The 13,274-nt window shown below is 61.5% G+C and carries 11 protein-coding genes; 2 read left to right on the forward strand and 9 right to left on the reverse strand.

The window, feature by feature from the left end; all coding sequences use genetic code 11:
• Positions 1-6: 6 nt before the first annotated feature.
• Both BLS87_RS12250 and BLS87_RS12255 read right to left on the reverse strand, forming a co-directional pair.
• On the reverse strand, positions 7-3,090 hold the full coding sequence (locus BLS87_RS12250) for an efflux RND transporter permease subunit (RefSeq protein ID WP_074752754.1): 3,084 nt from the start codon (positions 3,088-3,090) through the stop codon (positions 7-9).
• Positions 3,091-3,096: 6 nt separating this feature from the next.
• Complete coding sequence (locus BLS87_RS12255; protein WP_074752755.1) at positions 3,097-4,197, reverse strand: efflux RND transporter periplasmic adaptor subunit; 1,101 nt, start codon at positions 4,195-4,197, stop codon at positions 3,097-3,099.
• A 108-nt stretch (positions 4,198-4,305) separates the two neighbouring features.
• Here BLS87_RS12255 and BLS87_RS12260 point away from each other — a divergent pair, with 108 nt between their 5' ends.
• Positions 4,306-4,941: a TetR/AcrR family transcriptional regulator gene (locus BLS87_RS12260; protein ID WP_074752756.1), complete on the forward strand. Its 636-nt coding sequence runs from the start codon at positions 4,306-4,308 to the stop codon at positions 4,939-4,941.
• A gap of 117 nt (positions 4,942-5,058) precedes the next feature.
• Here BLS87_RS12260 and BLS87_RS12265 read toward each other — a convergent pair whose 3' ends face one another.
• Positions 5,059-5,841 carry a class I SAM-dependent methyltransferase gene (locus BLS87_RS12265; RefSeq protein ID WP_074752757.1) on the reverse strand — a complete coding sequence of 261 codons (783 nt, stop codon included), beginning with the start codon at positions 5,839-5,841 and terminating at the stop codon, positions 5,059-5,061.
• A 98-nt stretch (positions 5,842-5,939) separates the two neighbouring features.
• Between BLS87_RS12265 and BLS87_RS12270 the strand changes: the two genes are divergently transcribed.
• Positions 5,940-6,569 (forward strand): energy transducer TonB, encoded by a 630-nt coding sequence (locus tag BLS87_RS12270; protein ID WP_074752758.1) that lies wholly within the window; start codon positions 5,940-5,942, stop codon positions 6,567-6,569.
• Positions 6,570-6,593: 24 nt separating this feature from the next.
• On the opposite strand, the gene BLS87_RS12275 is transcribed toward BLS87_RS12270, so the two are convergent.
• The 6 genes from BLS87_RS12275 to ppc form a co-directional block, all read right to left on the reverse strand.
• A complete protein-coding gene (locus tag BLS87_RS12275) occupies positions 6,594-7,292 on the reverse strand; it encodes an extensin-like domain-containing protein (protein ID WP_074752759.1) in 699 nt (232 codons plus the stop codon).
• Positions 7,293-7,334: 42 nt separating this feature from the next.
• On the reverse strand, positions 7,335-8,207 hold the full coding sequence (locus BLS87_RS12280; RefSeq protein WP_074752760.1) for a DUF72 domain-containing protein: 873 nt from the start codon (positions 8,205-8,207) through the stop codon (positions 7,335-7,337).
• Positions 8,204-8,494, reverse strand: a complete 291-nt coding sequence (locus tag BLS87_RS12285; RefSeq protein ID WP_074752761.1) for a hypothetical protein — start codon at positions 8,492-8,494, stop codon at positions 8,204-8,206. The genes BLS87_RS12280 and BLS87_RS12285 overlap by 4 nt, the downstream gene beginning before the upstream one ends.
• Before the next feature lie 328 nt (positions 8,495-8,822).
• Positions 8,823-9,497: a tRNA (adenosine(37)-N6)-threonylcarbamoyltransferase complex dimerization subunit type 1 TsaB gene (tsaB, locus tag BLS87_RS12290; protein WP_074752762.1), complete on the reverse strand. Its 675-nt coding sequence runs from the start codon at positions 9,495-9,497 to the stop codon at positions 8,823-8,825.
• A 104-nt stretch (positions 9,498-9,601) separates the two neighbouring features.
• Positions 9,602-10,249, reverse strand: coding sequence for an adenylate kinase (gene adk, locus BLS87_RS12295; protein ID WP_074752763.1), 648 nt, complete (start codon positions 10,247-10,249; stop codon positions 9,602-9,604).
• A 284-nt stretch (positions 10,250-10,533) separates the two neighbouring features.
• Positions 10,534-13,170 carry a phosphoenolpyruvate carboxylase gene (gene ppc / locus BLS87_RS12300; protein ID WP_074752764.1) on the reverse strand — a complete coding sequence of 879 codons (2,637 nt, stop codon included), beginning with the start codon at positions 13,168-13,170 and terminating at the stop codon, positions 10,534-10,536.
• Positions 13,171-13,274: the final 104 nt, after the last annotated feature.

The following is a 13,274-nucleotide window of genomic DNA, read 5'->3' on the forward strand; positions in this document are numbered from 1 at the left end:
AAGTTATCAGCCCGCGGAATCGCCCTCGCCCTTCCTCACCCTGAACCAGGCCGCGTACAACGCCGGCAAAAACAGCAGCGTCAGGGCGGTCGCGACGATCAGGCCGCCCATGATCGCGACCGCCATCGGGCCGAAGAACACGCTGCGTGACAAGGGGATCATCGCCAGCACGGCCGCCAACGCCGTGAGTACGATCGGGCGGAAACGTCGCACGGTCGCTTCGATGATTGCTTGCCAGCGATCAAGACCAGCAGCGATGTCCTGTTCGATCTGGTCAACCAGGATCACCGAGTTGCGCATGATCATGCCCGACAGCGCGATGGTGCCGAGCATGGCCACGAAGCCGAACGGCTGACGGAAAATCAGCAGGAACAAGGTCACGCCGATCAGGCCCAACGGCGCCGTCAGGAACACCATGAAAGTGCGGGAGAAACTGCGCAGCTGAATCATCAGCAAGGTCAGCACGACCACGATGAACAACGGAACACCGGCGTTCACCGAGTTCTGGCCACGGGTCGAATCTTCCACGGTTCCGCCGACCTCGAGCAGGTAGCCGTCCGGAAGTTGCGCGCGTACCTCGTCGAGTGTCGGCAGGATCTGCTTGACCAGCGTGGCCGGCTGCTCCTTGCCGTAGATGTCGGCGCGGATGTTCACGTTTGGCAGGCGATTGCGGTGCCAGATGATGCCTTCCTCGAAGCCGTACTCCAGCGTCGCCACTTGGGACAACGCGACACTGCTGCCGTTTTCGGTCGGGATCGCCAGGCTGGCCAGCCCGCCAAGCTCATGGCGTTCCTGCTCGGTGCCTCGCAGCAGAATCTCGATCAGCTCGTCATCCTCGCGGTACTGGCTGACGCTGGAGCCGGTCAGCTGGCTTTGCAGGAATCGCGAAAGATCGGCCGTGGTCACGCCGAGCGCCCGCGCCCGGTCCTGATCGACATTGAGATAGACGACTTTGCTCGGCTCTTCCCAATCCAGGTGCACGTTGACCACGTGCGGGTTTTCCCGAACCTTGGCCGCCACTTTGCGCGCCAGTGCGCGGACTTCGTCGATGTGCTCGCCGGTGATCCGGAACTGCACCGGATACCCCACGGGCGGGCCGTTCTCCAGTCGCGTTACACGAGGACGCAGCATCGGGAATTGCTCGTTCATCGTCTGGATAAGCCAGGTGCGCAGGGCCTCACGGTCTTCGATGGTTTTGGCCAATACCACGAACTGCGCAAAGCTGGCCGCAGGCAGTTGCTGATCCAGCGGCAGGTAAAAGCGCGGCGAACCGGTGCCCACATACGCCACATAATTCTCGATGCCCGCGTGGTCCTTGATCATGGCTTCCAGACGCTTCACCTGCTCGGTGGTGTTGCTCAACGAAGCCCCTTCGGCAAGTTTCAGGTCGACCATCAGCTCCAGCCGACCCGAGGCCGGGAAGAACTGCTGAGGCACGAAACGGAACATGACAATCGACAGCACGAACAGGCTGATGGTCAGCACGATCACGGTCTTGCGACGGCGTACACACCAGCCCACCAACGCGCGGACTCGCTTATAGAACGGCGTGCCGTAAGGATCCGGCGCTTCTGAACCGGCGCCATGTCGGGACGCATGACGCTTGGCCAGGTCCGGCAACAGCCGGTCACCCAGATAAGGCACGAACACCACGGCCGCCACCCACGACGCGATCAAGGCGATGGTCACCACCTGAAAGATCGAGCGGGTGTACTCCCCCGTGCTCGACTGCGCTGTGGCGATCGGCAGAAAGCCTGCCGCCGTGATCAGCGTGCCGGTGAGCATCGGAAAGGCCGTGCTGGTCCAGGCAAAGCTCGCGGCCTTGAGCCGGTCGTAGCCCTGCTCCATCTTGATCGCCATCATTTCCACGGCAATGATCGCGTCGTCCACCAGCAACCCCAGCGCCAGGACCAACGCGCCGAGGGAAATCTTGTGCAGGCCGATTCCCAGGTAATACATGCAGGCGAACGTGATCGCCAGCACCACCGGGATCGCCAACGCCACGACCATGCCGGTACGCACGCCGAGGGAGAAGAAGCTCACCAGCAGCACGATGCCCAGCGCTTCGGCGAGCACCTGAACGAACTCACCGACGCCGGTCTTCACAGCGGCGGGCTGGTCAGACACCTTCCGCAGTTCCATGCCGGCCGGCAAGTTGCGTTGCAAACGGGCGAACTCACCTTCCAGGGCCTTGCCCAGCACGAGGATGTCGCCGCCGTCTTTCATGGCGACCGCGAGGCCAATGGCGTCCTGCCCCATGAAGCGCATGCGTGGCGCGGGCGGGTCGTTGAAGCCCCGGCGCACATCGGCCAGATCGCTGATGCGCAACGTCCGATCGCCGACGCGGATCGGGAAATCGCGAATCTCATCGACGGTCTGGAAGCGCCCGGTCACACGCAGCTGAACGCGTTCGCTTGGCGTCTCGAAAAAGCTCGCGGCCACCACCGCGTTCTGCGCTTCCAGGGCTTGCTGCACGGCTTGCAGCGGCAAGCCGAGGGTCGCGAGCTTGACGTTGGACAGCTCGATCCAGATCTTCTCGTCCTGCAGGCCGACCAACTCGACCTTGCCAACGTCCTTGACCCGCTGAAGCTGGATCTGAATGCGGTCGGCGTAATCCTTGAGCACCGCGTAATCGAACCCTTCGCCTGTCAGCGCATAGATATTGCCGAAGGTGGTGCCGAACTCATCGTTGAAAAACGGTCCTTGGACACCGGCGGGCAGGGTCTGGCGAATGTCCCCGATCTTCTTGCGGATCTGATACCAGAGCTCTGGCAACTTGGCCGACACCAGCGAGTCGCGCGCCATGAACGTGACCTGAGACTCGCCGGGCCGCGAGAACGAGACTATGCGCTCGTAGTCGCCCGTTTCCATCAGCTTCTTTTCGACGCGGTCCGTGACCTGACGCGCCACTTCCTCGGCACTGGCGCCGGGCCAGAGCGTGCGAATGACCATGGCTTTGAAGGTGAACGGCGGATCTTCGCTCTGCCCCAGCTTGGTGTAAGACAACGCACCGACCACAGCCAGAAGAATCATCAGGTACAAGACCATCTGGCGGTTGCGCAGCGCCCATTCGGAAAGATTGAAACGCATCCGTGCTTACTCCTTCGCCGCCAGCTTCACCGCTCGATTGCTGCGATCGACCGGACGAACCTGCTCCCCGTCGTGCAGCACATGAACACCGGCGGCCACCACCCAGTCACTGGCTTGCAGGCCACTCAACACCGGCACCGACTCCTCACCGTACGCGCCCACCTGTACAGGGGTGCGCTTTAGGGTGTTGTCACCTTGCAGCCGCCAGACGTAGGTCACGCCATTTTCGGCGGTCAGCGCAGACAGCGGCACCGACAGTGGCACGTTGTGCTCGGCGGCAATGAACACCCGTGCGCTCTGGCCAAGCTCGGCGGGCACCTTGCCACCGGCGAAGGCGATGCGCGCCGCGAAGGTCCGCGAACGGGGATCGGCCGCGGGGGACAGTTCACGAATGCGCCCCGGAAAACGTTGCTCACGCTGCGTCCACAACTCCACCGAGACCGGATCGCCGATCTTGAAACGTCCGTAGTTCTGTTCGGGCAAGCTGATCGACACTTCCCGCTCGCCATCGGCCGCCAGGGTGAACACCGTTTGCCCGGCCGCCACGACCTGCCCGACTTCCACCAGACGCTTGGCAATGACCCCGTCCTGCGACGCACGCAGCACGGCATAACCGGTCTGATTGTCGGCGACCGTGAACTCGGCCTTGAGCTGGCGCAGGCGAGCATCGCCGGCGCGATACAGGTTTTCGGCGTTGTCGTACTGGGATTTGCTGACCATTTGCCGTTCCATCAGCGTCTTGTAACGGTCACGCTCGGAGCGGACCATCTGCAGATTCGCTTCGGCGGCGGCCACTTGCGCGCGGGTGGCGTCCAGCTGGAGGCGCACGTCCTGAGCGTCCAGCTCTGCCAGCGGCTGATTGGCTTTCACGCGTTCGCCCTCTTCGACCCACCGTTTGCTGACTTTGCCGGGAATACGAAACGCGAGTTCCGGCTCGAAGCGGGCGCGGACTTCACCGGGATAGCTGTCCATCGATTGGGATGAGGGGACAGGTTGCACTACCATGGCCGGACGCACGGTGGCGGGGACGGATACTTCCTGACCGCAACCTGCCAGCAATGACACCAGGCTGATGGGCACGACGAGGAGCAAAGCATCGCGAAACATGGTGTGGCACCTTGGCAAGTGAGGGCTTGGAATAATTGTACTGGCGAGTATATTAAAAATTACCGAACTGAACAGTCCACTAATAAAACACCTATGCCTGAAGAACGAATGACCGACGCGACATCCACCACCGGCCCCGGTCGCCCGAAGGATCTGACCAAGCGCAAGGCGATCCTCGACGCCGCGAAAGACCTGTTCGTGCGCAATGGTTATGCGAGCACAAGCATGGACGCGGTGGCCGCTGAAGCCGGGGTCTCCAAGCTCACCGTCTACAGCCATTTCAATGACAAGGAGACGCTGTTTTCCGCCGCCGTGGTGGCACGGTGTGAGGAGCAGCTTCCCGAGCTGTTCGTCGACGTGGGCACCGCGGAACCCTTGGAAAAAGTATTGCTGGGTATTGCGAGGGGATTTCAGACGCTGATCAACAGCCCTGAGTCGATTGAGTTGCACCGGTTGATGATCGCCCTGGGCACTCAGGACACCGCGCTTTCGCAGGTTTTCTTCGAGGCAGGCCCCCAGCGCATCCTGCATGAGATGGAGCGTTTTCTGACGCGGGTGAACGACACGGAGGGATTGCACTTCGATTCACCGGTCAGCGCCGCCGGGCACTTCCTGAGCTTGATCAAAGGCGTGTGCAATTTCCGCCTGCTGATTGGCAACGGCGGCGTGCCGGATGAACAGACCGGTGAACAGCATGTCCGGGAAGTGGTGGCGTTGTTTTTGAAGGCGTATCGGGCCGAATAGACACTGACCGTTGTAGGAGCGCGCTTGCCCGCGAAGCAGTGTGTCAGTCCCCACTCATGGTGCTGACATACCGCAATCGCGGGCAAGCGCGCTCCTACAGATCACTGGAAGTGCGGATTACGGCTTCAACGCCTTTTTCGGATAGATGTCGTACCGGCTGGACTTCCCGTCGAGCGCATAGCTGGGCTTCACGCCTTCGATGCACGGCGCCTTGCGCGGGCGCTTGACGACCACGCGGTGGGTGGCCAGCGCCAGAGCGGCTTCCAGCAAGGCCGGAGCGTCCATGTCGTCGCCCACCAGCGGCCGGAACAGGCGCATTTCCTTCTTCACCAGCGCCGTTTTCTCACGGTGTGGAAACATCGGGTCGACATAGATCACCTGGGGTGGCTCACCCTGCCAATTGCGCATCAGCTCGATGGAATTGCCCGTCAGCAGACGCATCTGGCCAATGATGCCGCCCACTTCCAGGTCCTGAGATCCCCGCGCCAGCCCGTCTTCGAGCAACGCGGCAATGATCGGCTGACGCTCGATCAGGCTCATTTCACACCCCAGGCTCGCCAGCACGAACGCATCCTTGCCCATTCCCGCCGTCGCATCCAGCACACGAGGGCGAACGCCTGGCTGGATGCCGACGGCCTTGGCGATCATCTGCCCGCTGCCGCCGCCGAACAGACGCCGATGGGCCGCCTTGCCTTCGACGAAGTCCACGCGGACCGGCCCCGGCGCGTCGTCACCCAACTGCTGCAATTGCAGGCCGTCGTCGCTGACCTGCAACGCGAAATCGGCCTCGGCATCCTCATGCGGCAAGCCAAGACGTCTGGCCCACTGCGCAGCCTTTTCCTGAGAGTCAGGGGTCAGGGCTTCAACCCGGATGCGGCTGCCCGCCTGTTGCTCGTTCATCGTTTCCACACGCTCAAATTTTCTTAATGATTGGCAACATCTGCCGATAACGAATGTATCCGGCATTTTGCCAGAGCCACGGCATGTACTGAGCGCTTATGTCAGACATTCAGCAAACATCCTCCATAGGTTATTTGACGTACGCAGGCGACTACAGCGTACGCAATACCGAGACCCTGAGCGGCGTCACGCAGCTCTGGCAGGATGCGTTTGCCCGTGCCATGGCTCAGCAGGTGGACGATAACGCCGGCACTGCCCCGGCCTACAGCGTCGTCGCGGCAACGGACAGCATGACTGGCGAACCGATTGCCGGTGCCAAGACCCTGAGCAAAATTGTCGAACAGCGCGCCTGCCCGGTCGAGGACAAGGAAATCGCCCCGCCGGAGCCTTTGTTTCTCCCCATCGCCGAATTCGAGTGGGACCTGGCCGACAAGCCCGCTGTGCCGTTCAGCGCCAGCGAACTGATCGAGCAACAGCGCAATCTGGAATTCGACAGCAGTTGGGTGCGTCCAACCGTACTCAACCCGTACGACGACAGCGTCGAACCCGGTCCCGGCCCTCAGCCACGCCCGCTGTTCCTGCCCATCGCCGAGTTCGAATGGGACCTGGCCGACAAACCCGCCACGCCGTTCAGCCCCGAAGAAATGACCGAACAACAGCGCAATCTGGCGTTCGACAATGGCTGGGCGCGCCCGATTGTGTTGCAGAACCTGCGTATCGCCGCCTGACGAATCTTCGCGCTCCGGTGCCATTCAACGACAAACCTGCCAGCGCCCCATGTCCACGTGAAAGTGATTCCGATGCGCCGCGTTGTAGTCCGGGCCGAGGACGGTGTTGAACTGCTTGCAGGCTTCATCCCTTACAAGCCTCAGAAACTGCCCGTTGGCGCCGTCGTCTTTCCAGTCCTTCAGCACTGAAATCCGCCTCCCGTCCGCCAGGCGAAACCCTGCGATGTCCAGCGCATTCGCCGACGCGTGCTGGCTGAGTCTGCCCTCGCTACGGTTATAAACATTGCGACAGGCGAAGCTTCCCAGGTGATCGATCTGGACGACCTTCTGCCCGAACACCGCCTGCGCCGCCGGTTGCAGCGCGTGAACATCAAACAGCGCGTAGGCCACGGCCAGCCGACAACTGGAGAGGAAACTGCTGCTTAGCACGACGTCACCGCCCTGGACACGCAACGTATCGGTCAACGGGCATTTGGCATCCGGGGCGCTGTCGGCCTGATGGGCGTAACGCAGTGTCGAGGTCTGTAATGCCTGATCGCAGAGCGAGGGGTCCTCCTGCAAGCGCCAAAGCTTGAAAGAGGTCAGAAGGTTTGGCGGCTCACGTACATCGAGCGGGGCCCAAGGGTTCCAGCGCCCGGGCACGTCCAGCCAACCCCGCCAGACCGAAAAAACGGTCCCGGCGCAGATCAGCAACAAAGCGAGGAAAACAGTCGAACCGCGCATGGGCAACGTGTCCAGAGAGTGAGGGCGTCCACCCTATCGACCTCACAGCAGGCCGAGTTGCTCCACGTGCGGCCCACGATCCAGTTCCGGCAGTTCAGGCAAGCCCGGCAGCAATGTCATCAATTGCCGATGGAAACGTCGTGCAAGGTCTGGGGCCTGAATGTTGTCCGGGGTGTGCAGGAAGACGTACGGCGTGCGCCCTTCCTCGATCCATCCGGCGACTTTCTGCGCCCACTGCTCGACAAAACTGTCGTTAGCCTCCAGCTCCGGGCGCCCGATAAACCGCACTTGGGGAAATTGCGTCAACGCAGCAGGACGTGGTGGGACTTTCGGCTTTTTCGATTGCGCATGCAGGACAGCCGGATCGCTGGAGATGCAGCTGAACAGCGGCCGCGAATCCAGGCAAATACGCTCCACGCCACGGTCGAGCAGCAGGCGATTGAGCATCCGCTCTTCTTCGCCTTTATTGAAGAACGCCATGTTTCGCACTTCCACCGCCAGCGACCGACCCTCGAGCGCTTCGATGAACGTCGCCAGTTCACCCAGGCGGTTCGGGGTGAAGCTCGCGGGAAGCTGCAACCACAACGGTTGAACGCGCTCGCCGAGCGGCGCCAGCAGCGTCAGGAAATCCTCGGCCGAGGTGAGGTGCTCGCGCAGATCACCCGCATGGCTGATGTCGCCGGGAAATTTGGCGGTGAAACGAAAATGCTCAGGGAGGACCTGCGCCCAGCGCAGCACGGTGGTGGCCGCCGGGCGCGCATAGAACGTGGTGTTGCCTTCAACGGCGTTGAAGACTTGAGCGTAAAGCTCGAGAAAATCCGTGCTGCGCGCATCGTCCGGGTACAACGACTGACGCCAGGCGTTTTCGCTCCAAGACGGGCAACCGATATAGTAAGGCGGGTTGACGACGTTCAAACGTGAAGGTCGAGCCCCGAGACCTCAAGATCCCAATCGACGAAGGTGGACGTCGTCAGGTAGCTGCTCAGCGCGTGGGCAACACGAGTGCTCATGGCACGGGGGAAAATGATGTCTTGCTGGCGAGCAGGCACGTTGGCGGTGCTGCCGGTCTGACGACGCGACGATTGAGGAATGACTTCAGCATCGTCGATCACTTCTTCAGAGGCGTTATCTATCGTCGCCGAGCCCTTGCGCGGCTTGCGTTTTATCGGGTACGAACGTTGTGAAGGACCATTAATCCGCATCGATGCTTACTCGGCGTCTTGTAGTGGCAATTTAATCTCACGGAACGCACTTAAGCAAACTCGCGAACGATAACTAGACCACAGTTATTACAAAACGTTTAAATCCACCGAGCAGAAAATGAACATTTGTCGCCGAACGGTAGCGAATGCTGTGACTTGGGTCGCAGATCGAGCGTGTTTGCCGTTCGGACAGCACGCATTATTAGCACAAGAACAGAAGAGTTGCGGGAAGCGGCGTGTTGCGGGCCGCGTTCGTCCGAAGTGCGGCCCATACCCTCGTAACCTCGGACGTCGCCTACAGAGTTCGAGTTGATGCACGCACTCGTGTTCAACGCGCCTTGGGCGTCGCCACTTTGTCACGCAGGTAAACCGGCTGTGCATCGTCAGCAACGATGGCCTCGCCTCGCTGCCAGGCGTACGTCGCAAGCGTCAGCAAGTCCTGAGCGTGCGGCAACATGCCGGCATCCTGAGCGGACACCGCCACCGGGAGACGCTCGGCATAACCCCAGCCCGTGCCCGCTCCGAACCAGTCTCCCGACGCATCGGCAGGCAAGGCGGCCTGCTCCGGCGGCATCACCGCCTCTTCGCCGACCAGCCTCATTTCACCGTCGGTTTCGCGATAGCAGCCCCAATACACCTCATCCATCCGCGCATCGATGGCCGACGCGACCTGACGGACGCCATGCTCACGAAACGCTCGCTGCGCCAGTACGGCCAGGTTGGACACGGGGAGCACCGGACGATCGAGTCCAAACGCCAGCCCCTGCACCACGCCGATGGCGATACGCACGCCGGTGAAGGCACCCGGCCCACGACCGAACGCAATGGCGTCCAGCGCCGACAGCCCGATACCCGCTTCGGCCAGCAAGTCCTTGATCATCGGCAACAGTTTCTGCGCGTGCAGGCGCGGGATCACCTCGTAGTGAGTCAGCACTTTGCCGTCGTGCAGCAAAGCAACTGAGCAGGCTTCAGTGGCGGTGTCCAGGGCCAGCAGGGTCGTCATCGGGTTTTCCACGGTTGTGCAAAAGAGGGTTAGACAAAAACGTGCCGCATTATAAACAACAACGGCCCGCAAGCGGGCCGTTGTTCACTGCACCTATCAAAGGATCAGGCCAGTGCTTCCTTCACTTTCGAGGTGATCTGCTCGACCGAACCGACACCCGGGATGCTGCTGAACTTCGGCGTGCCGTCCTTCTCTTCGAGCTTCTTGTAGAACTCGACCAGAGGCTCGGTCTGCGCGTGGTAGACCGACAGGCGATGACGCACGGTTTCTTCGACGTCGTCTTTGCGCTGAACCAGCGGCTCGCCCGTCACATCATCCATGCCTTCTACTTTCGGCGGGTTGTGGATGGTGTGGTAAACGCGGCCCGAACCTTCGTGCACGCGACGGCCGGAAATGCGCTGGACGATTTCTTCGTCGTCGACCTTGATCTCTACGACGTGATCGATCGCCAGGCCCGCGTTTTTCAGGGCTTCAGCCTGAGGAATGGTGCGTGGGAAACCGTCGAACAGGCAGCCGTTGGTGCAGTCAGGCTGCGACAGGCGATCCTTGATCAGACCGATGATCAGGTCGTCGGAAACCAGACCGCCGCTGTCCATCACGCTTTTGGCCTTCAGACCCAGTTCAGTCCCCGCCTTGACGGCTGCGCGCAGCATGTCACCGGTGGAGATTTGCGGGATGTCGAATTGCTTGGTAATGAACGTTGCCTGAGTACCTTTACCGGCCCCGGGAGCTCCCAGCAGAATCACGCGCATTGTTGTGCTCCTCAATTTTTATAGAGATTTCGTCGGATTCGCCTAAATGGGGCCAATCACAAAAAAAATTAACTGACCCAACGGCCAAAGGCTGATCAAGATACACAGCCGATTCATACCGCACAAGACGCCAAAAGTCGCAGTAACCCACGATAAACCAGTAGCTTGGCAACGATTGGCAGGCGGGTATGACCTGGCGCAACTTTAAAGCAATGCGCCCTCGCCGATCACCCACACGCCGCGAGATGAAGGCTTGCACCTTCATCCGCGGGGGCAATCTCACCTTAGCCGGTGTTGCGCAAACCGGCGGCAATGCCTGCGACAGACACCAACAGAGCCTGTACCAAAGGACTGTCCAGACTCGCGTCCTGAACACGGGACCGCGCCAGCAACTCGGCTTGTAATAGATGAAGCGGATCGAGGTAGGTGTTGCGCAGGCTGATGAATTCCAGGGTTTCAGGACTGTGCGCCAGCAACTGCGACTGGCCGGTCAGCCCCAGCACCACGCTGCACGCCTGCGACAATAGGTCGCGCAAATGTGCACCCAAATGCTGCAGCCCCGGTTCTACCAGACGTTCGTCGTAGAGTTGCGCGATATCACTGTCGGCCTTGGCGAGCACCATCTCCAGCATATCGATCCGCGTGCGGAAAAATGGCCACTGCTCACGCATCTGCGCCAGAAGCGCGCCTTCGCCACGTTCGAGCGCCTTGCTCAGCGCGTCTTCCCAGCCCAACCATGCAGGGAGCATCAAGCGTGTCTGGGTCCAGGCGAAGATCCACGGAATTGCCCGCAAGCTCTCGACGCCCCCCTCCCGACGCTTGGCCGGTCGACTGCCCAACGGCAGGCGACCGAGCTCCTGTTCAGGCGTCGCCTGGCGAAAATACTCGACGAACTCAGGGTTTTCACGCACCACGGCGCGGTACGCGTTGACACCATCCGCCGCCAGCTCATCCATCATCGTGCGCCAGGCGGGTTTGGGCATCGGCGGCGGTTGCAGCGTTGCTTCAAGCACGGCCGCGAGGTAGAGGTTGAGGTTTTGTTCGGCAATGTCCGGCAGGCCGAACTTGAAGCGGATCATCTCGCCCTGCTCGGTGGTGCGGAAACGCCCGGCAACCGAGCCTGGCGGCTGGGACAGAATCGCCGCGTGAGCGGGACCACCACCCCGTCCGACCGTGCCACCGCGGCCATGGAACAGCAGCAATTCAACCTGCTGCGCACGGCAGATCTCCACCAGTTTTTCCTGCGCCCGGTACTGTGCCCAGGCGGCGGCTGTTGTGCCCGCATCCTTGGCCGAATCGGAGTAACCGATCATGACTTCCTGCGGGCCGTGCAAGCGCAGGCGATAGCCCGGCAGGCTGAGCAGGTGCTCGATCACCGGCCCGGCGTTATCCAGGTCAGCCAGGGTTTCGAACAACGGCACCACGCGCATCGGGCGCTGCAGTCCGGCTTCTTTCAACAGCAGTTGTACGGCCAGCACATCGGACGCCGCACCGGCCATGGAGATGACGTATGACCCCAGCGATGCCGCAGGCGCAGCGGCCACCTCCCGACAGGTCGCCAGTACCTCGGCGGTTTCGGCGGCGGGTTTAAAATGCGCGGGCAGCAGCGGGCGCTTGTTGCTCAGCTCACGCAACAGAAACTCGATACGCGCGTTTTCGTCCCACTCGTTATAGCGCCCGAGCCCCAGATAATCAGTGATTTCGGTCATCGCCGAGCTGTGCCGCGTGGAGTCCTGACGCACATCGAGCTTGACCAGAAACAGGCCGAACGTCACCGCGCGGCGCAGGCAGTCCAGCAGCGGGCCGTCGGCGATCACACCCATGCCGCACGCGTGCAGCGACTGAAAACACAGCTGCAACGGATCCAGCAGGTCGCGATTGTTGTGCAGCACACCTTCAGGCGCTGGCTGCGTCACGCTCAACGAGGCATGCGCCCAGTTACGGGTGGCGCGCAGCCGTTCGCGGAGTTGTTTCAGCACGCTGCGGTAGGGTTCGGCACTGTCTCCCGACGCCGCCATCAGCGCCGGGCTGGCCTGCTGCATCGACAGCTCAGCCGCGAGTTGATCGACGTCTCGCAGGTAGAGATCGGCCGCCATCCAGCGCGCGAGCAACAGCACTTCGCGGGTGACAGCAGCCGTGACATTCGGGTTGCCATCCCGGTCACCGCCCATCCACGAGGCGAAGCGAATCGGCGCGGCTCCCAGTGGCAAATGCAGGCCCGTCGCGGCATGCAAGGCGTGATCGGCTTTACGCAGGTAGTTGGGAATGGCTTGCCACAGCGAGTTTTCGATGACGGCAAAGCCCCACTTCGCTTCGTCCACCGGCGTGGGTCGAATGCGGCGGATCTCTTCGGTGTGCCAGGCTTCAGCGATCAAGCGTTGCAGCCTTTCGGTGATCTGTTCGCGCTCAAGGCGATTCAGGTCGCGATGGTCGAGGGCGGCGAGCTGCGCGGCGATGGCGTCGTATTTCTGGATCAAGGTCCGGCGGGCGACTTCGGTGGGGTGAGCGGTCAGTACCAGCTCGATTTCCAGCTTCCCAAGCTGGCGGGCCAGGGCTTCGGAGGATTGTCCGGACTGCTTGAGACGCTCCAGCAATTCCGGCAGCACGCGCGACTCGAAGGGTTGCGGCTTGCTGTCATCGCGGCGATGAATGAGCTGGTACTGCTCGGCGATGTTGGCCAGGTTCAAGAACTGGTTAAAGGCCCGTGCCACTGGCAGCAGTTCGTCTTCACCGAGGCTTTCAAGGTTGGAGCTCAGTTGCTCGGTGCTTTGCGTCGAGCCGTGGCGACCGGCCTTGGCGCTCTTGCGGATACGCTCGATCTTCTCGAGAAAATCAGCCCCATGCTGATCACGAATGGTGTTGCCCAACAGCTCACCCAGCAGGTGAACGTCCTCGCGCAATCGTGCATCGATATCAGCCATCCAGCCCTCTCCTTCAGCGTTTTTTTGTTCTGCCTTGAGTCAGTTCGATCACTCGAAACTGAACGCCCGCGTAAGTTTTGCCTCTATCTCTGTGTATAGAGCGA

Origin of the sequence: Pseudomonas abietaniphila (assembly GCF_900100795.1) — a bacterium.
GTDB lineage: Bacteria > Pseudomonadota > Gammaproteobacteria > Pseudomonadales > Pseudomonadaceae > Aquipseudomonas > Aquipseudomonas abietaniphila.